This is a genomic window from Streptomyces sp. CMB-StM0423 (assembly GCF_002847285.1).
Taxonomy (GTDB): Bacteria; Actinomycetota; Actinomycetes; order Streptomycetales; family Streptomycetaceae; genus Streptomyces.
The window spans coordinates 6,624,941-6,649,301 of record NZ_CP025407.1; the positions used below are offsets into that span (position 1 = coordinate 6,624,941).

Below are 24,361 nucleotides of genomic sequence, written 5' to 3' on the forward strand. Positions count from 1 at the left end.
TTCGGCCGGGCGTACGGCTGAGCGTCGCTCGGCTGCGCGGCCGAGGGCGGTCCGGCGTGCGGCCGGCTGCCGTCGGCCCCGCGTCACCCTGTGCCAGCCGTGATATACGCGCCCGTGCGGCCACCGAGTGGTCCACACGGACCTCTACGGCCGTCCGCCACCCGTGCGGACCACGAACCGCGGGCCTGTCTTGTCGACACGCCGCGAACCCCGTCCCACCTGGTAGGGATCTTCCTGACACGATCTCAAATGACGGACCGGCGGCGGCAATTGTTCGGGCGGAGTTTGCGCGCGCCCTCTGGTGTAGACCACTCTCCACTGCCAGGCTGTGGCCCGCCGTGCGCAAGAAGCGTGCGTTCCCGTGTCGTTCCAAGGAGAAAACGTGCTCAGAGCGGGAGTACGCAGTAAACCCTTCCGACCCAGGGCCGTCGCGGCAGCGGCGGCTTCCTTGTTGCTCCTCGGCGCCCCCGCGGCCGTCGGCCAGGAGCGGCCCGCCGCCGCGACCGGCGCCGCCGGCGCGGTGTCCGTACCCGCGGGCGAAGGCATGGACATCGCCTCCGTCTCCCGGCCCGTCGCCCCCGGCATGGAACTGACCTCCTTCGAGCGGCTGGAGACCGACAAGTGGCTCAAGGCCGACGCGCTCAGCGTCGACCTGGGGGCCGGCACCCGCGTCGACTACCTCGGCGGCAAGGTCTCCGAACGCGCCCCCGTGTCCAAGCTCGCCGCCGAGCACGACCCCGGTCCCGGCCGCACCACCGTGGCCGCCATCAACGCCGACTTCTTCGACATCAACGAGACCGGCGCCCCCCTCGGCCCCGGCGTCGAGGAGGGCCGCCCGACACACTCGCCCGCGCCCGGCGTCTCCGAGGCGGTCGGCGTCGGCCCCGACCAGGCGGGCCGCGTGCTCGACCTCTACTTCGACGGCACCCTCACCCTCCCCGACGGCGAACACCCCCTCGGCGGCCACAACGCCGCCAACGTCCCCGCGGACGGCATCGGCGCGTACAACGCCCAGTGGGGCAAGGCCGACCGCGCCATGACCGTCGACGGCGCCACCGAGGTCACCGAGGTCGCCCTGCGGGACGGCAAGGTCGCCGAGGTGACCACCGGGCCCGGGAAGGGCCCGATAGCCGAAGGCACCACGGTGCTCGTCGGCCGCGACACCGGCGCCAAGCTCCTCGCCCAACTGCAAGCGGGCGACGCGGTGCAGGTGGAGTACGACGTCCGCACCGACGACGGCGGCCCCGTGCCCCGCACCGCGGTCGGTGGCCGCGGCGTCCTGGTCGAGGACGGCGTACCGCAGAACTGGGAGGGCCGGCCGAACAACACCGCCGCCCCCCGCACCGCGGTCGGCTTCTCCAAGGACGGCGGCACCATGCACGTGCTGACCGTCGACGGCCGCCAGGCGGACGCCGGCGGCGTCACGCTCACGCAGTTGGCGAAGATGATGGACGCCCTCGGCGCGTACGACGCGCTGAACCTCGACGGCGGCGGCTCCTCCACCCTCGTCGCCCGCGCGCCCGGCTCCGACGAGCGGTTCGTGGAGAACTCCCCGTCCGACGGCGAGGAGCGGGAGGTGCCCAACGGCCTGGCGTTCACCGCCCCCGGCGGCAGCGGCCGGCTCAAGGACTTCCGCGTCACCACCGTCGCGGAGCCCGCGCTCGCGCCCGGCGTCGACCCGGTGCCCGGCGGCCACCCCGACCGCGTCTTCCCCGGCCTGACCCGCGAACTCGATGCCGCCGGCTACGACGAGACGTACGGCCCCGCGCCCGGCCGCCCGTCGTGGTCCAGCAACCGCGGCGACGTCGGCAGCGTCGACGGCGACGGTACGTTCACCGCCCGCCGCGGCGGCACCGCGAAGGTCACCGCCCGGCGCGGCGGCGCGTCCGGGAGCGTCGAACTGACCGTCCTGGACAAGCTGGAGCGCATCACGCCCACCAGCGAGCGCGTCGGCCTGGCCGACCCCGGGGACGCGGCGGCCTTCGGCATCGTCGGCCGCGACGCCCACGGCGCCAGCGCCCCCGTCGACCCCGCCGACGTACGCCTCGACTACGACCGCGCGCTGTTCGACATTGCCCCGGACGAGCGCAGCGGCGGCTTCGCCGTACGGGCCCGTACCACCGAGCCGACGGCCTCCGGCGTGCTCAAGGCGACCGTGCAGGGGAAGGTCACGCACGTCGCGCTGACCGTCGGGCTCACCGAAGGCGTGCTGGCGGACTTCGGGAACGCGGCCGACTGGAAGTTCTCCACCGCGCGCGCCACCGGCTCGCTCGCCCCCGAGCCCGCGGGCCACGCGGGCGCAGGGATGAAGATCACGTACGACTTCTCCCAGTCCACCGCCACCCGCGCCGCGTACGTCACGCCGCCGCAGCGCATCGAGATCCCGGGCCAGCCGCTGAGCTTCGGGCTGTGGATCAAGGGCGACGGCAAGGGCGCCTGGCCCTCGCTGCAGCTCAAGGACGGCGCGGGCGCCGACCTGATACTCCGGGGCGACTACGTCACCTGGCAGGGCTGGAAGCAGGTGGTCTTCCAGGTGCCGGAGGGCACGCAGTACCCGCTGTCGGTCTTCCGCTTCTATCTCGCGGAGGCCAAGCCCGCCAGCCAGTACAGCAGCGAGGTCGTCATCGACGAGCTGACCGCGCAGAGCCCGCCCGAGGTCGACCTGCCGCGCACGGCGGCGCACCGCGACCCGCTGATCGACTCCGGTGCCGAGACGGCCGGCCGGGACTGGCGGTACGCGGTGATGTCCGACGCGCAGTTCGTCGCCCGCGAGCCGGACAGCGCGCTCGTCCGGCAGACCCGGCGCACGCTGGAGGAGATCAGGGCGGCCCGGCCGGACTTCCTCGTCATCAACGGCGACCTGGTCGACGAGGGTTCGCCCGCGGACCTGAAGTTCGCCCGGGGGATACTGGAGGAGGAGCTGGGCGACGCCGTGCCCTGGTACTACGTGCCGGGCAACCACGAGGTGATGGGCGGCTCCGTCGCCAACTTCGTCGCCGAATTCGGCCCCGCGCAGCGGACGTTCGACCACAAGGGCACCCGCTTCGTGACCCTCGACACCTCCTCGCTGACCCTCCGCGGCGGCGGCTACCCGCAGATCGCGGAGCTGAAGCGGCAGTTGGAGGGGGCGGCGGAGGACCCGTCGGTGCGTTCGGTGACCGTGATCCAGCACGTTCCGCCGCGCGACCCGACCGCGCAGCGCGCCAGCCAGCTCAGCGACCGCAAGGAGGCGCGGGTGCTGGAGGACTGGCTGGCGGACTTCCGGGCCGGTACGGGCAAGGGCGCGGCCTTCGTCGGCGGGCACGTCGGCACGTTCCACGCCGAGCACGTCGACGGGGTGCCGTACCTGATCAACGGCAACTCCGGGAAGGCCCCGGCCACCCCGCCCGGCGAGGGCGGGTTCTCCGGCTGGTCGCTGATCGGCGTCGACCAGGTGCCGCCCGGTGAACAGGACCAGGCGCGGAACACACCGTACCGCGGGCTGCCCGACTGGGTGTCCGTGCAGACCAGGCCGCACGTGGACGGGCTGGCGGTGACCGCGCCCGAGGAGGTCCGCGTCGGCCGCTCGGCGGCGGCCTCGGCTTCGGTCGCGCAGGGCGCGCGGCAGGTGCCGGTGGCCTGGCCGGTCAGCGCGGACTGGTCCGGTACGGACCGGCTGCACATCGGCCCGCCGCGGGAGGCGGACCGGATTGACATCGCGGCGTACGACCCGGCCACCGGCGAGGTGACGGGGCTGCGGCCGGGGACGGTCACGCTGACGGTGACGGTCAACGGCGTCACGCAGGGCGACCGGGTCACGGTCACCCGCTGACGGGGAGGGCGGTCGCGGGGTCCCGCGGGACCCCGCGACCGCACCGCCGCGGTTCAGCCGTCCGCGAACTCCGCCAGCTCCGCCGCGTACGGCGGCTCGGCGCCCGCGCGTGAGCAGGTGATCGCCGCGGCCCGGGCGGCGTGGCCGAGCGCGGCGCGCCAGCCGGCGGGGTCGAGGCCGGCCAGGGCGCCGGGAGTGAGGGCGTCGTGGGCGTCGAACCAGTGCAGCAGCGCCGCGTTGACGGTGTCGCCGGCGCCGATGGTGTCGACCACGTCCACCGGCGGCGCCGCCACGTCGTACCGCTCCAGGCCCTGCGCGACCACCGCGGTCAGCCCCTCGCCGCCGCGCGTCAGCACCGCCGCCCGCGGCCCGGCTGCCAGCCACTCCGGCAGCGCCTCGGCCCACGGCCGCCCGCCGGCGAGCCACTGCGCGTCCTCCACCGACAGCTTCAGCAGCGCCACGTCCGGCAGCCAGGCCAGGAAGCGGGCGCGGTAGGCGTCGGCGTCGTCGATCAGCCCGGCCCTGATGTTCGGGTCGAGGAGGGTGAACAGCCCGTCCGCGGCGGCCCTCTTGAGCAGCGTCTCGTACGCGGTCGCCCCCGGCTCCAGCACCAGCGAGCACGTACCCACCGCCAGCGCCCGGGCCTTCGGGGGCAGCGCGTCCGGCGCCCGGAACAGCCGGTCGGCGGTGCCCTCGGCGTAGAAGCGGAACCCGGCGGACCCGTCCGGGCTGACGTCGGCGACGGCCAGCGTCGTGGGCTCCGCACCCCGCTGGACGAGCCCGGTCGCCACCCCCGCCGCGTCGAGCCCGGCCATCAGCGCCGCCCCGAAGGCGTCCGTGGAGACCCGCGAGGCGAACGCGATGTCCGCGCCGAGCCGGCCCAGCGCCACCGCCGTGTTGTACGGCCCGCCGCCCCGCACCGGCCGCAGCGCGGGGAGCACCCCGTCGCCCCCGGCCGGCACGAGATCGATCAGAGCCTCACCACCAACCACGATCATGTGCCCAGCGTACGGTCCGACCGCCGCCCACAGGCCCCCGGAAGGCAACACGGGCACGCCCCGGCGACCATACGGTCACCGGACTGTCGCGGGCTCGGTACACGGGTGTGGACGGACGGGTCGGCGTCAGTGGTCGACAGTAGGGTGGGAACCATGGCCGATCCGTCCAGTTACCGTCCCAAGCCCGGGCAGATTCCCGACTCCCCGGGGGTCTACAGGTTCCGGGACGAGCACGGCCGGGTCATCTACGTCGGCAAGGCCAAGAGCCTGCGGCAGCGGCTCTCCTCGTACTTCCAGGACCTCGCCGGGCTGCACCAGCGCACGCGCACGATGGTCACGACCGCCGCCTCCGTGGAGTGGACCGTGGTGGCCACTGAGGTCGAGGCGCTCCAGCTCGAATACACCTGGATCAAGCAGTACGACCCCCGGTTCAACGTCAAGTACCGGGACGACAAGAGCTATCCGTCCCTCGCCGTGACGCTCAATGAGGAGTATCCGCGCGTCCAGGTCATGCGCGGCCCCAAGCGCAAGGGCGTGCGCTACTTCGGGCCGTACGCGCACGCGTGGGCCATCCGCGAGACCGTCGACCTGATGCTGCGCGTCTTCCCCGTGCGGACCTGTTCCGCCGGGGTGTTCAAGCGCAGCGCGCAGATCGGCCGGCCCTGTCTGCTGGGGTACATCGGCAAGTGCTCCGCGCCCTGCGTCGGCCGGGTCACGGCCGCGGAGCACCGGGAGCTGGCCGAGGAGTTCTGCGACTTCATGGCCGGCCGCACGGGCGCGTATCTGAAGCGTCTTGAGCGGCGGATGCACGAGGCCGCCGAGGAGATGGAGTACGAGAAGGCGGCGCGGCTGCGCGACGACATAGGGGCGCTGCAGAGCGCCATGGAGAAGAACGCGGTCGTCCTCGCGGACGCCACCGACGCCGACCTGATCGCCCTCGCCGAGGACGAGCTGGAGGCGGCGGTGCAGATCTTCCACGTCCGCGGCGGCCGGGTGCGCGGCCAGCGGGGCTGGGTCACCGACCGGGTGGAGGCCGTCGACACCGCCGGCCTCGTGGAGCACGCGCTCCAGCAGCTCTACGGGGACGAGCAGGCCGAGGCCATCCCGCGCGAGGTGCTGGTCCCGGCGCTGCCGCAGCACGCGGGGCCCGTACGGGAGTGGCTGACCGAGCGCCGCGGGGCCCGGGTGGACCTGCGGGTGCCGCAGCGCGGCGACAAGAAGGACCTGCTCGCCACGGTCGCGCGGAACGCGCAGCAGGCCCTCGTCCTGCACAAGACCAAGCGCGCCTCCGACCTGACCACCCGCTCCCGGGCGCTGGAGGAGATCGCCGAGGCGCTGGAGCTGGACTCCGCGCCGCTGCGCATCGAGTGCTACGACATCTCGCATCTGCAGGGCGACGACGTGGTCGGCTCCATGGTCGTCTTCGAGGACGGCCTGGCCCGCAAGAGCGAGTACCGCCGCTTCGAGATCAAGGGCTTCACCGGCCAGGACGACGTCCGGGCGATGCACGAGGTGATCACCCGCAGGTTCCGGCGGTACGTGCAGGAGAAGCAGAAGACGGGGGAGTGGGGCGACCCGGAGGCCGAGGCGGCGGCCGAGCGCGGCCGTGCCGACACCGGCACCGACACCGACGCCGCCGACGCGGCGGCGGAGGGGCCCGCCGGGCGGGATCCCGACACCGGGCGGCCCAGGAAGTTCGCGTACCCGCCCCAGCTCGTGGTCGTCGACGGCGGTCAGCCGCAGGTCGCCGCCGCCAAGCGGGCCCTCGGCGAGCTGGGCGTGGACGACGTGGCCGTGGTCGGCCTGGCCAAGCGCCTCGAAGAGGTCTGGCTGCCGGACAGCGACGACCCCGTCATCCTGCCGCGCAGCAGCGAGGGCCTGTACATGCTGCAGCGCGTACGGGACGAGGCCCACCGCTTCGCGATCGCCTACCAGCGCAAGAAACGGGCCAAGAGCATGAAGGCCGGACCGCTGGACGACGTGCCGGGCCTGGGGGAGAGCCGCCGCCGGGCGCTGCTGAAGCACTTCGGTTCGGTGAAACGGCTCAGAGCTGCGACTATTGATCAAATCTGTGAGGTTCCCGGCATCGGCCGCAAGACGGCAGAAAACATCGCCGCGACCCTCGCGCAGGCGGCACCTGCCGCGCCGGCGGTGAACACCGCCACCGGAGAGATCATGGACGAGTGAGGACCGGGGGACAGAGCGATGAACGACAACGGGACACACGAGACCGACGAGACCACCGTGACCACGGGTGACCCGGCCGCCGGGCCGGGCGAGACGGGTGACTCCGCGCAGGCGGGCATCCCCGAGCTGGTGATCATCTCCGGGATGTCGGGCGCCGGCCGGAGCACGGCCGCGAAGTGCCTGGAGGACCTCGGCTGGTTCGTCGTGGACAACCTGCCGCCCGCCCTCATCCCCACGATGGTGGAGCTGGGTGCCCGCTCGCAGGGGAACGTGGCGCGGATCGCGGTCGTCGTGGACGTCCGCGGCCGGCGCTTCTTCGACAATCTGAAGGAGTCCCTGGCCGACCTGAAGGAGAAGGGGGTCCCCCGGCGCATCGTCTTCCTGGAGGCGTCGGACAATTCGCTGGTGGCCCGCTTCGAGTCCGTACGCCGCCCGCACCCGCTGCAGGGCGACGGGACGATCCTGGACGGCATCACCGCCGAGCGCGACCTGCTGCGCGAGCTGCGCGGCGACGCCGACCTGGTGATCGACACCTCCAGCCTGAACGTGCACGAGCTGCGCGCGAAGATGGACGCCCAGTTCGCCGGCGGCGAGGAGCCCGAGCTGCGCGCCACGGTGATGTCCTTCGGCTACAAGTACGGCCTGCCGGTGGACGCCGACCTGGTGGTGGACTGCCGCTTCCTGCCGAACCCGCACTGGGTCCCCGAGCTGCGCCAGTTCACCGGGCTGAACGAGGACGTCGCGCAGTACGTCTTCAACCAGCCCGGCGCCAAGGAGTTCCTCAACGGCTACGCGGAGCTGATGCACCTGGTCACCGAGGGCTACCGGCGCGAGGGCAAGCGGTACGTGACCATCGCCGTCGGCTGCACCGGCGGCAAGCACCGCTCCGTCGCGATGTCCGAGCGGCTGGCCCGCCGGCTCGCCTCGGACGGCATCGAGACCGTCGTCGTCCACCGGGACATGGGGCGCGAGTGAGCCGGATCGCCGGCGGCCGGAACCTCCGGCTGCGCCGCCGGGGCGCCCGCAGACCCGGTTCGCAGCCGAAGGTGGTCGCGCTCGGCGGGGGGATGGGCCTGTCGGCCTCCCTCGCCGCGCTGCGCCGGATCACCGGCGATCTCACCGCAGTGGTCACCGTCGCCGACGACGGCGGCTCGTCCGGGCGGCTCCGCGCCGAGCTGGGCGTGCTGCCGCCGGGCGACCTGCGCAAGGCGCTGGCGGCGCTCTGCGGCGACGACGACTGGGGCCAGACCTGGTCCCGCGTCATCCAGCACCGCTTCACCAGCCAGGGCGAGCTGCACGACCACGCCGTCGGCAATCTGCTGATCGTCGCGCTCTGGGAGCAGCTCGGCGACCACGTCGCGGCCCTCGACCTGGTCGGTACGCTCCTGGGCGCGCACGGCCGGGTGCTGCCCATGTCCGCGGTGCCCCTGGAGCTGCGCGCCGACGTACGCGGCCACGCGCCGGAGCTGCCCGAGGCGGTCACCACCGTGGCCGGCCAGGCCACCGTGGCCCTGACCCCCGGCGAGGTGCAGCAGGTCTACCTGGTGCCCGCCGACCCGCCGGCCGTCCCGGCCGCCGTCGAGGCGGTCCGCGAGGCGGACTGGGTGGTGCTCGGCCCGGGCTCCTGGTTCTCCTCCGTCATCCCGCACCTGCTGGTGCCCGACCTGCGTGAGGCCCTGGTGGAGACCAAGGCCCGCAAGGTCCTCTCCCTGAACCTCGCCCCGCAGCCGGGGGAAACGGACGGATTTTCCCCGCGGCGTCATTTGGAGGTTTTGCGACGACACGCCCCTAAACTCGCCCTCGACGTGGTGCTGGCCGACAAGGATGCAGTGCCCGGTGCGGCAGAGCGCGACGGGTTGCGCGAGGCTGCGAAAGAGCTTGAGGGCTCGGTCGAGCTGGCGCCGGTGGCGCGGACCGACGGGACTCCCCGGCACGATCCGGAGCTGCTGGCCGCCGCGTACGACCGTATTTTTCGGATGCATGGAAGGATCGGGCCATGGCGATGACGGCAGCGGTGAAGGACGAGATCTCGCGGCTCCCCGTGACCCGGACGTGCTGCCGCAAGGCGGAGGTCTCGGCCACGCTCCGGTTCGCCGGCGGGCTGCACCTCGTCAGCGGCCGCATCGTGATCGAGGCCGAGCTGGACACCGGGGTCGCCGCGCGGCGGCTGAAGAAGGACATCCTGGAGATCTTCGGGCACGGGTCCGAGATGATCGTCATGGCCCCGGGCGGGCTGCGCCGCAGCAGCCGGTACGTGGTCCGCGTGGTCGCCGGCGGTGAGCAACTGGCCCGGCAGACCGGCCTGGTCGACGGCCGCGGCCGGCCCATCCGCGGGCTGCCCCCGCAGGTCGTCTCCGGCGCCACCTGCGACGCCGAGGCCGCCTGGCGCGGCGCCTTCCTCGCCCACGGCTCCCTGACCGAGCCCGGCCGCTCCTCCTCGCTGGAGGTCACCTGCCCCGGCCCGGAGGCGGCCCTCGCCCTGGTCGGCGCCGCCCGCCGGCTCAGCATCCCGGCCAAGGCCCGCGAGGTGCGCGGCGTGGACCGCGTGGTCGTACGGGACGGGGACGCCATCGGCGCCCTGCTCACCCGGCTCGGTGCGCACGAGTCGGTGCTCGCCTGGGAGGAGCGCCGGATGCGCCGCGAGGTGCGTGCCACGGCGAACCGGCTGGCCAACTTCGACGACGCCAACCTGCGTCGCTCCGCCCGCGCGGCGGTCGCGGCCGGCGCCCGCGTGCAGCGGGCGCTGGAGATCCTCGGCGACGAGGTGCCGGAGCACCTGGCGGCGGCCGGCCGGCTGCGCATGGAGCACAAGCAGGCGTCGCTGGAGGAACTGGGCGCCCTCGCCGACCCGCCGCTGACGAAGGACGCGGTCGCGGGCCGGATCCGCCGGCTGCTCGCCATGGCCGACAAGCGGGCGGGCGACCTGGGCATCCCGGGCACGGAGGCGAACCTCACGGAGGAGATGGTGGGCTGACGCCCGCCCCGCCCGGCCCCGACTCCGCACCCCCTTCATCCGCCGCCGCACCGCGGCTTCTTCACCCCTCCCGGCATCTTGACGTGGACATGAGTCACCCGCAGCCTGACTGCTGTTCGTCCACGAGACAGACAAGCCAAAGAGGGGCACATGAGACGAAGAGCCAGTGCGATCCTCGCATCAGCCGCCTTGCTGCTCGGCGGCCTCGCGGCCGCGCCGGTCGCCGGTGCCGCCGCCGGTCCCGGGCCGGCCGCCGGGGCCGCCGCCGACGAGGTCAAGGTCTTCACCGCCGACGTCACCCGCGCCCAGGTCCCGCTGCTGCTGGCCGTCGGCCAGGACGCCCACGAACTCGGCGAGCGGGCCCCGGCCCGCGGCACCGCCGAGGTCGAGCTGTTCCTGACCGACGCGCAGGCCAAGAAGCTGGAGGGGCAGGGCGTCGACCTCGCCGAGCGCACCGTTCCGGCACGCGCCGAGGCCCGCACCGAGGCCGCGGCGGAGGGCGTCTTCCGCCCGTACAGCGGTGCGGGCGGGCTTCAGGAGGAGCTGGCCGGGATCGCCCGGCAGTACCCGAAGCTCACCAAGCTGGTCTCGATCGGCAAGACCCTCCAGGGCAAGGACATCCTCGCCCTGAAGCTCACCAAGGGCGCCAAGACCTCCCGGGACGGCGCCAAGCCCGCCGTGCTCTACATGTCCAACCAGCACGCCCGGGAGTGGATCACCCCGGAGATGACGCGCCGGCTGCTGCACCACTTCCTCGACGGCTACGGCACGGACCGCAAGCTCACCGGCATCGTCGACTCCACCGAGCTGTGGTTCGTCCTGTCCGCCAACCCCGACGGCTACGACTGGACGCACGACCCCGACGGGGCCCGCCTCTGGCGCAAGAACATGCGCGACATCAACGGCGACGGCCGGTACACCACCGGCGACGGCATAGACCTGAACCGCAACTTCTCCTACAAGTGGGGCTACGACAACGAGGGCTCCTCGCCCAACCCGCGCAGCGAGACCTACCGCGGCGCAGGCCCGGGATCCGAGCCGGAGACCCGCGCCATCGACGCCTTCCAGAAGCGCATCGGCTTCGAGTACGGGATCAACTACCACTCCGCCGCCGAACTCCTGCTCTACGGCGTCGGCTGGCAGGTCGCGACCGACACCCCCGACGACGTGCTCTACCGCGCCCTCGCCGGCACCCCGGAGAACTCCGCCGTCCCCGGCTACCGCCCCCAGGTCTCCTCCGAGCTGTACACCACCAACGGCGAAGCGGACGGCCACGCCGCCAACGTCAACGGGATGATGATGTTCACCCCGGAGATGACGACCTGCCAGACCGCCTCCGCCCTCGACCCCGACGACTCCTGGAACCCGCGCGACTGCCAGTCGGGCTTCAACTTCCCCGACGACGAGAAGCTGATCCAGGGTGAGTTCGCCAAGAACATCCCCTTCGCCCTCTCCATCGCCGAGACCGCCGCCCACCCCGACCAGCCGGCGTCCTCCGTCGGCATCGAGGCCCCCGACTTCACCGTCGACGACTTCACCGTCTCCTACGCCCGCGACCGCGACGAGGCGGACCAGGAGGTCTCCGTCGTCGCCCGCAAGTCCGTACGGGACAAGGAGCTGAACTACCGCGTCAACGGCGGCCGTACCCGTGACGAGGACGTCGGCTCCTGGAAGGGCGGCGAGACCTACGGCGGCGAGGACAACATCCTCTTCGACGAGTACCGCGCGGAGGTCGAGGACGTCGGGCCCGGCGACGAGGTCGAGGTCTGGTTCACCGGCCGCACCCGCGCCGGCAAGCGCACCGCCAGCGAGCACTTCACCTTCACCGTCGCCGAACGCCCCCGTGCCGACACCCTCGTCGTCGCCGAGGAGGGCGCGAAGGCCCGGCACGCCGGCGCGTACGTCGACGCCCTGCGCGCCTCCGGCCGCTCCGCCGCCGTCTGGGACGTCGCCACCCAGGGCCCGCCGCACGCCCTCGGCGTCCTCGGCCACTTCCGCAGCGTCGTCCACTACACCGGCGCCGGCGCCCCCGGCGGCGACACCCAACTCGCCCTGCGCGCCTACCTCAACGAGGGCGGCAAGCTGGTCGAGGCCGGCGAACAGGCCGGCGGCGACGCGCTCGTCGGCCGGGCCCAGACGGACGACTTCAGCCAGTACTACCTGGGGGCCTACTCCCGCTCCGCCACCGTGGGACCCGACGGCTTCACCGGCGCCGGCGCGCTCGGCGGCACCACCGGCGCCCTCGGCGACGCGGCGGGCAACCCGCTGGACGGCGCCGGCGCGTACACCGTCACCTCCGACGCGCTACCGCCCGCGGAGTTCCCGCAGTTCGACTCCGCGCAGGCCGGGGCGTACGAGGGCGGCGTCAACCCCTACGCGCCGTACGAGGGCGAGTGGATGGCGATCGCCGAGCACGAGAACAACGACTGGCAGCGCCTCACCCGCACCGTGGACCTCACCGGCGTCACCGCCGCCGAGGCACCCGCGCTGCGCGCCGCGCTCAACTGGGACACCGAGGCCGGCTACGACTTCGTGCTGCTGGAGGCCCGCACCCCGGGCGGGGACGACTGGACGACGCTGCCGGAGTCCGGCGGCGCCACCACGGACCGGGTGCCCGAGGAGTGCGGCCAGGGCTTCTTCATCCAGGCCCACCCGTTCCTGCGCCAGTACCTCACCCAGGGCGCGGACGGCTGCACCGCGAGCGGCACCAGCGGCGCCTGGCACGGCCTGACCGACTCCTCCGGCGGCTGGCAGGAGGTCTCGTACGACCTCTCCGCCTACGCCGGCAAGCAGGTCGAGCTGTCCCTGTCGTACGTCACCGACCCCGGCACCGGCGGCAGCGGCCTCTTCGCCGACGACACCGCCGTGGTGGCCGGCGGCACCGAGCGCGACACCGAGGGCTTCGAGAGCGGACTCGGCGCCTGGACCGCGCCGGGACCGCCGCCCGGCAGCCCCGCGGCCGCCGCCGACTGGGCCCGTAGCGGCAAGCTCTTCGAGAGCTACGCGGCCGTCTCCACCCGCGACACCGTGCTCGTCGGCTTCGGGGTCGAGCACCTCGCCGACAAGCCCGCACGCGCCGCTCTTCTGAGCCGCGCACTGTCCCATCTGAGGCGCTGATACAGGCCCGCTGACCGGCGGCGACGCCGGATCGCGGCGGCGGCCCGTAGCCCTACCGGGGGGTACGGGCCGCCGTCCGCGTCACCGGCGGGGTCCGGGCCGCCACGCGGGGGCGGAAGCGGTAGGGTCGGCAGTGGTCGGGGATTCCCAGTCAGAGCACCGGTCGATGAAGGACCGGCGTACCAACGAGGAGATCGGTTCGTGACGATCCGCGTAGGCATCAACGGCTTCGGCCGCATCGGCCGCAACTACTTCCGCGCCATCCTTGAGCAGGGTGCGGACATCGAGGTCGTGGCGTTCAACGACCTGGGTGACGCCGCGACCACCGCACACCTGCTGAAGTACGACACGCTGCTCGGCAAGCTCAAGGCCGAGGTGAGCCACACCGCCGACGCCATCACCGTCGGCGGCCGCGACATCAAGATGCTCGCCGAGCGCGACCCGGCGAACCTGCCCTGGGGCGAGCTGGGCGTGGACGTCGTCATCGAGTCCACCGGCATCTTCACCAAGGCCCCGGACGCGCAGAAGCACCTGGACGCCGGGGCGAAGAAGGTCATCATCTCCGCGCCCGCCAAGGGCGAGGACATCACCATCGTGATGGGGGTCAACGAGGACTCCTACGACCCGGCCGCCCACAACATCATCTCCAACGCCTCGTGTACGACGAACTGCGTCGCGCCGATGGCGAAGGTGCTGGACGAGAACTTCGGCATCGTGCAGGGCATGATGACCACCGTCCACGCCTACACCAACGACCAGCGCATCCTGGACTTCCCGCACAAGGACCTGCGCCGCGCCCGCGCCGCCGCGGAGAACATCATCCCGACCACCACCGGCGCCGCGAAGGCCACCGCGCTCGTCCTGCCGCAGCTCAAGGGCAAGCTGGACGGCATCGCGATGCGCGTGCCGGTGCCCACCGGCTCCGTCACCGACCTGGTGGTCGAGCTGAGCCGCGAGGTCACCAAGGACGAGGTCAACGCCGCGTACCAGAAGGCCGCCGAGGGCCAGCTCAAGGGCATCCTGGAGTACACCGAGGACCCGATCGTCTCCTCGGACATCGTCAACACCGCGCCGTCCTGCACCTTCGACTCCCTGCTGACCATGGCGCAGGGCAAGCAGGTCAAGATCGTCGGCTGGTACGACAACGAGTGGGGCTACTCCAACCGTCTGGTCGACATCACCAGCTTCGTCGGCGAGCGCCTCTGAGGCGACGCAGCCGCCTGGCCGGGGGGCCGCGGCTCCCCGGGTAGCCCACGTGGGCCGGGGCCCGGCCGCCGCAGGCGGCGGGGCCCCGCTCGTTCCGACGACCAGGCCGCCGCGCGCGCCGCTCCGCGGCGGTGTGCGGGCGGTGTCAGCAGTGATGCAGGAGTCTCCATGAAGACGCTCGACGACCTCCTCGGCGAAGGCATCGCCGGCAAGCGGGTCTTCGTCCGCGCGGACCTCAACGTGCCGCTGGACGGCACCACCATCACCGACGACGGCCGGATCCGCGCCGTCGTCCCGACGATCGCCAAGCTGGCCGAGGCCGGCGCCCGGGTGGTCGTCGCCTCCCACCTCGGCCGCCCCAAGGGCGCGCCCGACCCGGCGTTCTCGCTCGCGCCGGTGGCGCGCCGGCTGGGCGAACTGCTCGGGGACTCCGCGAAGAAGACGGAGTTCGCCACGGACACCGTGGGCGAGAGCGCGAAGGCCATCGTCGCCGGGCTCGGCGACGGCGAGGTCACGCTGCTCGAAAACCTGCGGTTCAACCCCGGTGAGACCGCGAAGGACGACGCCGAGCGCGGCGCGTTCGCGGACGAGCTGGCCCAACTGGCCGACGTGTACGTGGGCGACGGCTTCGGCGCCGTGCACCGCAAGCACGCCTCGGTGTACGACCTGCCCGCCCGGCTGCCGCACTACGTCGGCTACCTGATCGCCGCCGAGGTGGGCGTGCTGCGCAAGCTCACCGAGGACGTCGCGCGGCCGTACGCGGTCGTACTCGGCGGCGCCAAGGTCTCCGACAAGCTGGGGGTCATCGACCACCTGCTGGAGAAGGCCGACCGCATCCTCATCGGCGGCGGCATGGCGTACACCTTCCTCAAGGCCAAGGGGTACGAGGTCGGCTCCAGCCTGCTCCAGGAGGAGCAGGTGCCCGCGGTCCAGGAGTACCTGGCGCGGGCCGAGCAACTCGGCGTGGAGTTCGTGCTCCCCGTCGACGTCGTCGCCGCCCGGGAGTTCCCGGACGTCAAGGCGCAGGCGCCGACCGAGCCCGTGACCGTACCGGCAGACGCCATCCCCGCCGACGTGCTGGGGCTGGACATCGGCCCGGCGTCCGGCCGGCTCTTCGCCTCGAAGATCGCCGACGCCGGCACGGTCTTCTGGAACGGGCCGATGGGCGTGTTCGAGCACCCCGACTACGCCGAGGGCACCCGCGCGGTCGCGCAGGCCCTGGTGGACAGCGCCGCGTTCACCGTCGTCGGCGGCGGTGACAGCGCCGCCGCGGTCCGCATCCTGGGCTTCGACGAGAAGGCTTTTCCAGGAGCATTCAGCCACATCTCGACCGGCGGCGGCGCCAGCCTCGAATACCTTGAGGGCAAGACGCTCCCCGGCCTCGCCGCACTGGAGGACTGACCCGTAACGATGAACGACAAGCCGACCCGTATCCCGTTCATGGCGGGCAACTGGAAGATGAACCTCAACCACCTTGAGGGCATCGCGCACGTCCAGAAGCTCGCCTTCGCGCTCCACGACAAGGACTACGAGGCCGTCGAGGTCGCCGTCCTGCCGCCGTACACCGATCTGCGCTCGGTGCAGACGCTCGTGGACGGCGACAAGCTCAAGATCAAGTACGGCGCCCAGGACATCTCGCCGCACGACGCCGGCGCGTACACGGGCGACGTCTCGGGCCCGATGCTGGCCAAGCTCCACTGCACGTACGTCGTCGTCGGCCACTCCGAGCGGCGGCAGTACCACGGCGAGGACGATGCGCTCGTCAACGCCAAGGTCAAGGCCGCGTTCAAGTACGGCATCACGCCGATCCTGTGCATCGGCGAGGGCCTGGAGGTGCGCAAGGCCGGCGAGCAGGTCGCGCACACCCTGGCGCAGCTCGACGGGGCGCTGAAGGGCGTCAACGCCGCGGACGCGGAGAGCATCGTGGTCGCGTACGAGCCGGTGTGGGCCATCGGCACCGGCGAGGTCGCCACGCCTGACGACGCGCAGGAGGTCTGCGGCGCGATCCGGCAGCGGCTGGCGGAGCTGTACAGCGAGGAGGTCGCGGCCGCGGTACGCATCCAGTACGGCGGTTCCGTCAAGGGCGGCAACGTCGCGGCGATCATGGCGCAGCCCGACGTGGACGGCGCGCTGATCGGCGGCGCTTCGCTGGACGCCGACGAGTTCGTCAAGATCGTCCGCTTCCGCGACCAGTGAGCTCCGCGGCCCCGGGCCTCTTCCCGCCGACCGGGGAGTAGGCCCGGGCCGCCTGTTCGTCGTAGGCTGTCGGGGGCCGGTCACGCAGGATGACCGCACCGGCCTCCTTACGTATCTGTCCGTCACCGAGAGAGTTGGAAAAGCCGTGACCGTGGCGTTCTCCATCGCCCTGATCATCTTCAGCGGGCTGCTGATGATGCTCGTCCTCATGCACAAGGGCAAGGGCGGCGGCCTGTCCGACATGTTCGGCGGCGGCATGCAGTCCTCCGTCGGCGGCTCCTCCGTCGCCGAGCGCAACCTGGACCGGATCACCGTGGTCGTCGGCCTGATCTGGTTCGCCATCATCGTCGTGCTGGGCCTGCTGATGAAGTTCGACGGCTGAGCCACCACGGCGACTGACGGTACGTAGACTAGGGCGCCCGCGGCGGGGTCGCCGACGATGCCTCGCCGCATTTCACGCAGGGAGTTACGACCGTGGCAAGTGGCAACGCGATCCGTGGAAGCCGGGTCGGCGCCGGGCCGATGGGGGAGGCGGAGCGGGGCGAGTCAGCGCCGCGCCTGCGCGTCTCCTTCTGGTGCTCCAACGGGCACGAGACCCGACCCAGCTTCGCCACCGACGCACAGATCCCGGACAGTTGGGACTGCCCGCGCTGTGGTTTCCCGGCGGGCCAGGACCGGGACAACCCGCCGGACCCGCCGCGCACCGAGCCGTACAAGACGCACCTCGCGTACGTGCGCGAGCGGCGCAGCGACGCCGATGGCGAGGCCATCCTCGCCGAGGCCCTCGCCAAGCTCCGCGGCGAGATCTGACCCCGGCCGAGCCAGCGGGCGGCCCCCGGCCCTGCCGAGCCGCCCGAGCCGCACCGGCGGCACTCTCCTTCTCCTCCGGCACCCACGCCGGCACCAGTACCGGCAGCGCGCCGTCGCGCGCGCCGAGCCGTCACGCCCCAGGACCCGCCGCCCGATCTGAGGCGGCGGATAGGGCAACCGCCCGAGGCGCCCCGGGTACCCGCGTACCTACGGTCCCGGCATGCGATCCGAGACCACCCACCCGCGGCGGACCGCGGCACCGGCCTGGCGCGGCGGCTTCGGGCGGCTGTGGTCCGCCGCCGTCGTCTCCCGCTTCGGCGACGCCCTGCGGGGCGCCGCGCTGCCGCTGCTCGCCGTCGAGCTGACCGACTCCGCGCTGCTCGTCGCGCTCGTCACCGCCTGCGGCTTCCTGCCCTGGCTGCTCTTCGGGCTGATCGGCGGCGCCGTCGCCGACCGGGTCGACCAGCGGCGCGCGATGTGGATCACGGACGTGCTGCGCGGACTCCTCATGGCCGCGTTCGCGTTCGCGGTGTGGCAGGACCGGGCCGGCATCGCCCTGCTCCTCGTCCTCGCCTTCGCGCTCACCGCGCTCCAGACGGTCTTCGACAACGCCGCCACCGCCCTGCTGCCCGCCGTCGTGCCCACCGCGGCCCTCGGCACCGCGAACGGGCGGCTGCTGGCCGGCCAGGAGGCCGTGCACCGCTTCGCCGGTACGCCGCTGGTGCCCGTGCTCGTCGGCGCCGGGGCGGCCGTGCCGTACGCCGTGGACGCCGCCTCGTACCTGCTGGCCGCCGTCCTGGTCGCCGGCCTGCCGCACCGGCCGGGGCCGGGCGCCGGGCGGCCCCGGACGCCGCTGCGCCGGGACGTCGCCGACGGGCTGCGCGCCCTGTGGGGCGACCCGGTGCTCCGGGGCGTGTGCGCGGCCACGGTCGTCGCCAACACCGGGTTCGGCGCCCTCGTCGCCACCCTCGTGCTGCACCTGACCGGCTGGCTCGGCGCGGGCACCACCGGCTACGCCCTCGCGCTCACCGCGTACGGCATCGGCAGCGTCACCGGCGGCATGGCCGCGGGCCGGGTCTCTGCCGCCCTCGGCGCCCCGCGCACCCTGGTCTGGGCGGGCCTCGCCCAGGCGGCGTGCCTGACGGCCTTCGGCACCGCACGCAGCCTCCCCGCGGCCGGCGCCGCGCTCGCCGTCCTCGGCTTCGCCGGGATGCTCTGGACCGCGACCGAGATCACCGTCCTGCAGCGGCGCAGCCCCGCCGGGGCCATCGGCCGGACCAGCGCCGCGTTCCGCACCCTGTCGATCTCCGTGGTGCCGCTCGGTGCCGTGCTCGGCGGGGTGCTCGCCGGCTCCCTCGGGGAGAACACCCCGGCGCTGGCCGCGGCCGTCCTCACCGGCCTCGGGGTGGTCGCGCTCGGACCGGCGGCACGCTCCGGGATCAATTAGGTTGGACGGCATGGCCGACACCACGTCACGCACCAGGCTCGACCAGACCCCCGAGTGGCACGCACTCGCCAAGCACCGCGAGGAGTTCGGCGCCACGCACCTGCGTGAGCTGTTCGCCGCCGACCCCGAGCGCGGCCGCCGGTACACGCTCCGCGTCGGCGATCTCTACCTGGACTACTCCAAGCACCTCGTCACCGACGAGACCCTGCGCCTGCTGCGCGAACTGGCCGCCGCGACCGGTGTCGCCGAGTTGCGCGACGCCATGTTCCGGGGCGAGAAGATCAACATCACCGAGGACCGCGCCGTGCTGCACACCGCGCTGCGCGCGCCCAGCGCCGAGTCCGTCGAGGTGGACGGCGTGGACGTGGTGCCCGGCGTGCACCACGTGCTGACCCGGATGACCACCTTCGCCGACCGGGTCCGCTCCGGCGACTGGCGCGGCCACACCGGCAAGCCGGTGCGCGCCGTCGTCAACGTCGGCATCGGCGGCTCCGACCTGGGCCCGGCCATGGCGTACGAGGCGCTGCGCGCGTACACCGAGCGGGATCTCACGGTCCGCTTCGTCTCCAACGTCGACGGCGCCGACCTGCACGAGGCCGTGCGCGACCTCGACCCCGAGACCACACTGTTCGTCATCGCCTCCAAGACCTTCACCACCATCGAGACGATCACCAACGCCACCGCCGCGAAGCGCTGGCTGCTGGCGGGCCTCGGCGCCGGTGACGAGGCGGTCGCCAAGCACTTCGTCGCCTTGTCGACCAATGCGGCGAAGGTCGCCGAGTTCGGCATCGACACGGACAACATGTTCGAGTTCTGGGACTGGGTCGGCGGGCGCTACTCGTACGACTCGGCCATCGGCCTGTCCCTGATGGTGGCCATCGGCCCGGTCGCCTTCCGCGAGATGCTCGCCGGCTTCCGGCTCGTCGACGAGCACTTCCGCACCGCGCCGCCGGAGGAGAACGCGCCGCTGCTGCTGGGCCTCCTCGGCATCTGGTACGGCAACTTCTTCGAAGCGCAGTCGCACGCCGTGCTCCCGTACAGCCACTACCTGTCGAAGTTCACCGCCTATCTGCAGCAGCTCGACATGGAGTCCAACGGCAAGGCCACCGACCGCGACGGCGCGCGCGTCGGCTGGCAGACCGGGCCCGTGGTCTGGGGCACGCCCGGCACCAACGGCCAGCACGCGTACTACCAACTGCTGCACCAGGGCACCAAGATGATCCCCGCCGACCTGATCGGCTTCGCCCGGCCGGTCCCCGAGCTGGGCGAGCTGACCGGGCAGCACGACCTGCTGATGGCCAACCTCTTCGCCCAGGGCCAGGCGCTCGCCTTCGGCAGGACGGCGGCGGAGGTGGCGGCCGAGGGCGTGCCCGGGGCGCAGGTGCCGCACCGGACGTTCCCGGGCAACCACCCGACGACGACGATCCTGGCCGACGGGCTCACGCCCTCGGTACTGGGGCAACTCGTGGCGCTCTACGAGCACAAGGTCTTCGTGCAGGGCGCGGTGTGGGACATCGACTCCTTCGACCAGTGGGGCGTCGAGCTGGGCAAGGTGCTGGCCAAGCGGCTGGAGCCGGCGCTGGCGGACGGCACGGCGGTCCCCGGTCTCGACGGCTCGACCCTCGCGCTGGTCGACGCCTACCGGGCGCTGCGCGGCCGCTGACGCACTGATGTCCGCCGAACGTCGCTGACCTGCGGCGTTCGGCGGCGTTCTGCTGGCGGGGCGGGGTTCCGCGCGGCAGCCTGGAGAGATGCGGTGGCTGCGCGGGACCTCCTACTGGGTCGCGGGGATCTTTCTGGCGGTCGCCACCGCCGTGGACCTCGCGGTGTCGCAGGGCCACACGCTGGAGACCGTGTTCGCCGTGGTGCCGGTGTTCGTCGCGGTCAACGGCACCCGGCGGGCGATCCTCGTCGCCGGTGCCGTGGCGCTTGTCGTCGGCACCGCGCTGAGCTGGTGGAACTTCCGCGAACTCGACCTCGGCTTCTGGTCGGGCATCTTCGCCATCGCCTGCGCCACCGTGGTCGGGCTCGTCGTGTACCGCGAGCGCCTCGCCCGCGAGCGGCGGCTCACCAGCGTCATCCGGGTCGCCAACGTCGCGCAGCAGGCCCTGCTGCCCGCGCCGCCCGCCCGGGCCGGGCCGCTGGACGTGGCGCACTCGTACCGCTCCGCCGCGGACGAATCGATGATCGGCGGCGACTTCTACAAGGTGCTCAACACCCGCTGGGGCGTCCGCGTCCTCATCGGCGACGTACGCGGCCACGGCCTCGGCGTCGTCCGCACCACCGGCATGGCCATCGGCGTCTTCCGCGAGGCCGCGCACGAGGAGCCGGAGCTGGACCGGATCGCCGCCCGCATGGACCGCAGCCTGGCGCGCGACGGCGGCCCCGAGGACTTCGCCACCGTGCTGCTGCTGACGATCTCCGCGGAGGGGCTGTGCCGGGCCCTCAACCACGGCCACCCCCCGCCGCTGGTGCGCAGCGCCGCGGGCCGGGTACGCGAGACCGACCTGCACGGCGGGCCGCCGCTGGGCCTCGGTCTGTCGAGGTACCTTCAGGACGCGGAGGAGACCACCATGGCGCTGGCCGAGGGTGACGAGCTGCTGCTGACCACCGACGGCGTACTGGAGGCGCGCAGCGCGGCGGGCGAGTTCTTCCCGCTGGCGGAGCGCTACGCCCGCGCGCCGCGCGAGCGCCCGCCCGTGGACGTGCTCGCGGCGCTGCGGCGCGACCTCACGGACTGGGCGCCCGAGCTGCACGACGACTCGGCGCTGGTGCTGCTGCGCTACGCCCCGCGGCGGATCCGGCCCGCGTAGCGGGCCTCCAGGGCGGCGTTGTGCGCGTCGCCCTCGGGGATGTTCGCCGACAGGTACACGGGCGGCGGCGCGCCGCGCTCCAGCAGCAACCGGATCGCCTCTGCGACGACCTGCTGCACGAGCAGGGCACCGGTGATCGACGACACCGCGCAGGCCGTGCCGCCGCCGGGCAGCGTGAGCACGGAGTCGCCGAAGGGGGCGCCGTTGTCGAGCACCACGTCGGCGTGGTCGGCCAGCCGCTTGCCGGAGGGGTGCCGGGACTCGGCGCGGGTGCCGTGGGACAGCGAGGTGATCGCGACGAGCGGGTGCCCGTGCTCCTTGACGACGGCGGCCATCTCCACGACACAGCCGTTGATGCCGGAGTTCGAGGCGATGACGAAGGCGTCCGCGGGGTGCGGCGCGGCCAGCTCGTACAGCCGGCGGGCGGTGGCGGGGTCGCGCTCCAGCTTGGCGTCGGAGAGCAGCGCGGGGGGCTCCCCGCCGTAGATCACGAGATCCCGCAGGGCGATCTTGTTCGTCGGTACGAAGCCGCCGGCGCGGCCGGCGATCTCCGTCGCCAGCGACTCGGAGTGCCCGGTGCCGAACGCCTGGATCACGCCGTCGCCGCCCAGCGCGTCCGCGAACACCGTCGCGGCGGCGCCGACCTCGGCGCGCTGTCCCTCGGCCACCCGCCGGAGTGAGGTCAGGGCCGCGGCGGTGAAGGCGGCTGCGCTGATCGGCTTGAGGCTCATCGGTGCTCCCGGGAGTGGTCTGGACAACGTGCCGTACGCGGGGTCAATCTCAGGCAGTCGCGCACGGCGCGTCAAGGGCGCGGCGCGGAGCCGACCACCGGGAGCGGGCAGTGGAGAAGCTGGTCATCGGCATCGACGTGGGCGGGACGAGGATCCGCGCGGCGCTCGCGCGCTCGGCGGGCGGCGGAGTGCTGCGTACGGCGTCGGCGGGGGCGGGAAACCCGCGCTCGGTGCCGCCGGACGTGCTGACGTCCCGGCTGGCGGCGTGCGTGGCGCCGCTGGCGGAGGCGGCTCAGGCGGCGGGTACGGGGCGGATCGCGGCGGTGGTCGCGGGCGTCGCCGGCGCGGAGCCCCGCAACCCGGACGACACGGGCACGCGGGTGGCGCACGCGGCGCTGCGCACGGCGCTGCGCCGGGGCGGGGTCCGGCCGGTGCCGGTGCAGATCCGCGGCGACACGGAGATCGCCTTCGCGGCGGGCCCGGGCGCACCGGCGGCCGGGGTGGTCGCGATCGCCGGCACGGGCGCGTCGGCGGCCCGGATCGCGGCCCGGCGGCAGACGGCGACGATCGACGGCCACGGCTGGCTCCTGGGCGACGAGGGCAGCGGCTTCTGGATCGCCCGGCAGGCGCTGCGAGCGGCGCTGCGTTCCCTGGACGGCAGGGGCCCGGCGACGGCGCTGGTGGGGCTGCTGACGGCGGCGACGGGCGGGGGAGGGCGGGTGGAGAGGGTGTTCGGGGCGCGGGGAGCGGGTGCGGAGGCGGCTGCGGAAGACGGGGGCGCGGGGCGCGTAGGGGAGCGGGACTCCGCCGCCCCGCCGCGCATGGGGGATCCGGTGGTACGGGTCGCGCTGGTCGATGCCGGGTTCGCGGGAGCGCCGGTGGAGATAGCTCGGCTGTGCCCGGTGGTCGTACGGGCCGCTGCGGCCGGTGACGCGGTGGCCGGGGCGATCCTGGACGAGGCCGCGGACCACCTCGCCGAGACGGTCGCCGTGCTCGCCCCCGCGCCCGGCGAACCCCTCGTCACCACCGGCGCCCTCCTCGCCCCCGCGGGCCCCCTCCTGCCCCGCTTCACGGCCCGCATGGGCGCGTACGACGTGACCCCGGCCCCGGTCCCGGACGGCCTGGCGGGCGCGGTGGCGCTGGCCAGGACGATGCTCTGAGGCGAGGCCCGGCCGCGGGGGCGTCGGACCCGCCGCCCCGGGGCCGGCTCAGGCGGGCCGGCTCAGACTACGGAGGTGCCACGGCGGGGCTTCGCACCCCGATGCCCCGCGGCGGCTTCCCTTCCCGCTACGGCGACGCCGGCGGATACAGCGCCGGGGGAAGCAGCGCCGCGGCGGGGCGGTCCAGGAGCCAGAGGGTGCGGGCCCGGCCGCGGGCGCCCGCGGCGGGAGCCTGGATCTCGCCCGCGCCCGACAGCGCCATCGCCGCCGCCCGGGCCTTGTCCTCGCCCGCCGCCAGCAGCCACACCTCCCGCGCCGCCCTGATCGCCGGCAACGTCAGCGAGATCCGCGTCGGCGGCGGCTTCGGCGCCCCGTGGACACCGACGACCGTGCGCTCCGTCTCCCGTACCCCCGGCAGCTCCGGGAAGAGCGACGCGACGTGCGTGTCCGGGCCCACGCCCAGCAGCAGCACGTCGAACGCCGGCACCGGCCCGTGGTCCTCCGGCCGGGCCGCGGCCGCCAGTTCACTCGCGTACGCCGCCGCCGCGGCGTCCGCGTCGGCGCCGAACTCCGCCTGCGCCGCCGGCATCTCGTGCAGCCGCGCGGGGTCGAGCGGCACCGCGTCCAGCAACGCCTCCCTGGCCTGGGTCGCGTTGCGATCGGGATCGCCCGCGGGCAGGAAGCGCTCGTCGCCCCACCACAGGTCCAGCCGCGACCAGTCGACCGCGTCCCGGGCCGGGGCGGCGGCGAGCGCCGCCAGCAGGCCGTTGCCGTTGCGGCCGCCCGTGAGCACGACCGACGCCGCGCCCCGGGCGGACTGCGCGTCCACGACCTTCGTGATCAGCCGGGCGGCGGCCGCCTCGGCCATCAGCTCCTTGTCGTGGTGGACGACGATCTGCGGCGTGCTCACG

General features: G+C 73.6%; 18 protein-coding genes. 15 read left to right on the plus strand and 3 right to left on the minus strand.

The annotated features are described in order from the left end of the window. Nucleotides 1–544: 544 nt before the first annotated feature. Nucleotides 545–3,811 (plus strand): phosphodiester glycosidase family protein, encoded by a 3,267-nt coding sequence (locus CXR04_RS28810; RefSeq protein WP_101426660.1) that lies wholly within the window; start codon nt 545–547, stop codon nt 3,809–3,811. A gap of 53 nt (nt 3,812–3,864) precedes the next feature. Here the strand turns inward: CXR04_RS28810 and CXR04_RS28815 are convergent, their stop codons facing one another. Beyond that, on the minus strand, nt 3,865–4,809 hold the full coding sequence (locus CXR04_RS28815; protein WP_101425154.1) for a carbohydrate kinase family protein: 945 nt from the start codon (nt 4,807–4,809) through the stop codon (nt 3,865–3,867). A gap of 153 nt (nt 4,810–4,962) precedes the next feature. On the opposite strand from CXR04_RS28815, the gene uvrC reads away from it, so the two are divergent. From uvrC to CXR04_RS28880, 13 genes are all read left to right on the plus strand, one after another. After that, nucleotides 4,963–6,996, plus strand: a complete 2,034-nt coding sequence (uvrC, locus tag CXR04_RS28820; RefSeq protein WP_101425155.1) for an excinuclease ABC subunit UvrC — start codon at nt 4,963–4,965, stop codon at nt 6,994–6,996. An 18-nt stretch (nt 6,997–7,014) separates the two neighbouring features. After that, nucleotides 7,015–7,971: an RNase adapter RapZ gene (gene rapZ / locus CXR04_RS28825; RefSeq protein WP_101425156.1), complete on the plus strand. Its 957-nt coding sequence runs from the start codon at nt 7,015–7,017 to the stop codon at nt 7,969–7,971. Then, nucleotides 7,968–9,002 (plus strand): gluconeogenesis factor YvcK family protein, encoded by a 1,035-nt coding sequence (locus CXR04_RS28830; protein ID WP_101425157.1) that lies wholly within the window; start codon nt 7,968–7,970, stop codon nt 9,000–9,002. The genes rapZ and CXR04_RS28830 overlap by 4 nt, the downstream gene beginning before the upstream one ends. Beyond that, entirely contained in the window at nt 8,993–9,970 is a 978-nt protein-coding gene (gene whiA / locus CXR04_RS28835) for a DNA-binding protein WhiA (RefSeq protein ID WP_047015130.1), read from the plus strand. The genes CXR04_RS28830 and whiA overlap by 10 nt, the downstream gene beginning before the upstream one ends. A gap of 150 nt (nt 9,971–10,120) precedes the next feature. After that, nucleotides 10,121–13,087 (plus strand): M14 family metallopeptidase, encoded by a 2,967-nt coding sequence (locus CXR04_RS28840; protein ID WP_101425158.1) that lies wholly within the window; start codon nt 10,121–10,123, stop codon nt 13,085–13,087. 201 nt (nt 13,088–13,288) lie between these two features. Continuing rightward, complete coding sequence (gene gap / locus CXR04_RS28845; protein ID WP_101425159.1) at nt 13,289–14,293, plus strand: type I glyceraldehyde-3-phosphate dehydrogenase; 1,005 nt, start codon at nt 13,289–13,291, stop codon at nt 14,291–14,293. A 168-nt stretch (nt 14,294–14,461) separates the two neighbouring features. Further along, nucleotides 14,462–15,694, plus strand: coding sequence for a phosphoglycerate kinase (locus CXR04_RS28850; protein ID WP_101425160.1), 1,233 nt, complete (start codon nt 14,462–14,464; stop codon nt 15,692–15,694). 9 nt (nt 15,695–15,703) lie between these two features. Continuing rightward, entirely contained in the window at nt 15,704–16,489 is a 786-nt protein-coding gene (gene tpiA / locus CXR04_RS28855; RefSeq protein ID WP_101425161.1) for a triose-phosphate isomerase, read from the plus strand. Between the two features lie 151 nt (nt 16,490–16,640). After that, on the plus strand, nt 16,641–16,871 hold the full coding sequence (gene secG, locus CXR04_RS28860; RefSeq protein ID WP_101426661.1) for a preprotein translocase subunit SecG: 231 nt from the start codon (nt 16,641–16,643) through the stop codon (nt 16,869–16,871). A 92-nt stretch (nt 16,872–16,963) separates the two neighbouring features. Further along, a complete protein-coding gene (locus CXR04_RS28865) occupies nt 16,964–17,299 on the plus strand; it encodes an RNA polymerase-binding protein RbpA (protein WP_078560063.1) in 336 nt (111 codons plus the stop codon). A 220-nt stretch (nt 17,300–17,519) separates the two neighbouring features. Continuing rightward, nucleotides 17,520–18,746, plus strand: coding sequence for an MFS transporter (locus CXR04_RS28870; protein WP_101425162.1), 1,227 nt, complete (start codon nt 17,520–17,522; stop codon nt 18,744–18,746). Nucleotides 18,747–18,756: 10 nt separating this feature from the next. Next, complete coding sequence (gene pgi / locus CXR04_RS28875; RefSeq protein WP_101426662.1) at nt 18,757–20,409, plus strand: glucose-6-phosphate isomerase; 1,653 nt, start codon at nt 18,757–18,759, stop codon at nt 20,407–20,409. A gap of 88 nt (nt 20,410–20,497) precedes the next feature. Further along, complete coding sequence (locus CXR04_RS28880; protein WP_101425163.1) at nt 20,498–21,559, plus strand: PP2C family protein-serine/threonine phosphatase; 1,062 nt, start codon at nt 20,498–20,500, stop codon at nt 21,557–21,559. Here the strand turns inward: CXR04_RS28880 and CXR04_RS28885 are convergent. Further along, on the minus strand, nt 21,529–22,290 hold the full coding sequence (locus tag CXR04_RS28885; protein WP_101425164.1) for a sugar isomerase domain-containing protein: 762 nt from the start codon (nt 22,288–22,290) through the stop codon (nt 21,529–21,531). The two genes, CXR04_RS28880 and CXR04_RS28885, sit on opposite strands and share 31 nt — an antisense overlap. A 110-nt stretch (nt 22,291–22,400) precedes the next feature. On the opposite strand from CXR04_RS28885, the gene CXR04_RS28890 reads away from it, so the two are divergent. Then, nucleotides 22,401–23,450: a BadF/BadG/BcrA/BcrD ATPase family protein gene (locus tag CXR04_RS28890; RefSeq protein WP_101425165.1), complete on the plus strand. Its 1,050-nt coding sequence runs from the start codon at nt 22,401–22,403 to the stop codon at nt 23,448–23,450. Nucleotides 23,451–23,577: 127 nt separating this feature from the next. On the opposite strand, the gene pgl is transcribed toward CXR04_RS28890, so the two are convergent. Further along, complete coding sequence (gene pgl / locus CXR04_RS28895) at nt 23,578–24,360, minus strand: 6-phosphogluconolactonase (RefSeq protein ID WP_101425166.1); 783 nt, start codon at nt 24,358–24,360, stop codon at nt 23,578–23,580. Nucleotide 24,361: the final 1 nt, after the last annotated feature.

Bases quoted from the DNA above. Each gene is read 5' to 3' on its own strand.
- uvrC (WP_101425155.1), top strand. From the start codon at position 4,963: ATGGCCGATCCGTCCAGTTACCGTCCCAAGCCCGGGCAGATTCCCGAC.
- CXR04_RS28885 (WP_101425164.1), bottom strand. From the start codon at position 22,290: ATGAGCCTCAAGCCGATCAGCGCAGCCGCCTTCACCGCCGCGGCCCTG.
- CXR04_RS28815 (WP_101425154.1), bottom strand. From the start codon at position 4,809: ATGATCGTGGTTGGTGGTGAGGCTCTGATCGATCTCGTGCCGGCCGGG.
- CXR04_RS28840 (WP_101425158.1), top strand. From the start codon at position 10,121: ATGAGACGAAGAGCCAGTGCGATCCTCGCATCAGCCGCCTTGCTGCTC.
- whiA (WP_047015130.1), top strand. From the start codon at position 8,993: ATGGCGATGACGGCAGCGGTGAAGGACGAGATCTCGCGGCTCCCCGTG.
- CXR04_RS28850 (WP_101425160.1), top strand. From the start codon at position 14,462: ATGAAGACGCTCGACGACCTCCTCGGCGAAGGCATCGCCGGCAAGCGG.
- pgi (WP_101426662.1), top strand. From the start codon at position 18,757: ATGGCCGACACCACGTCACGCACCAGGCTCGACCAGACCCCCGAGTGG.
- CXR04_RS28810 (WP_101426660.1), top strand. From the start codon at position 545: ATGGACATCGCCTCCGTCTCCCGGCCCGTCGCCCCCGGCATGGAACTG.
- tpiA (WP_101425161.1), top strand. From the start codon at position 15,704: ATGAACGACAAGCCGACCCGTATCCCGTTCATGGCGGGCAACTGGAAG.
- rapZ (WP_101425156.1), top strand. From the start codon at position 7,015: ATGAACGACAACGGGACACACGAGACCGACGAGACCACCGTGACCACG.
- CXR04_RS28880 (WP_101425163.1), top strand. From the start codon at position 20,498: ATGCGGTGGCTGCGCGGGACCTCCTACTGGGTCGCGGGGATCTTTCTG.
- CXR04_RS28870 (WP_101425162.1), top strand. From the start codon at position 17,520: ATGCGATCCGAGACCACCCACCCGCGGCGGACCGCGGCACCGGCCTGG.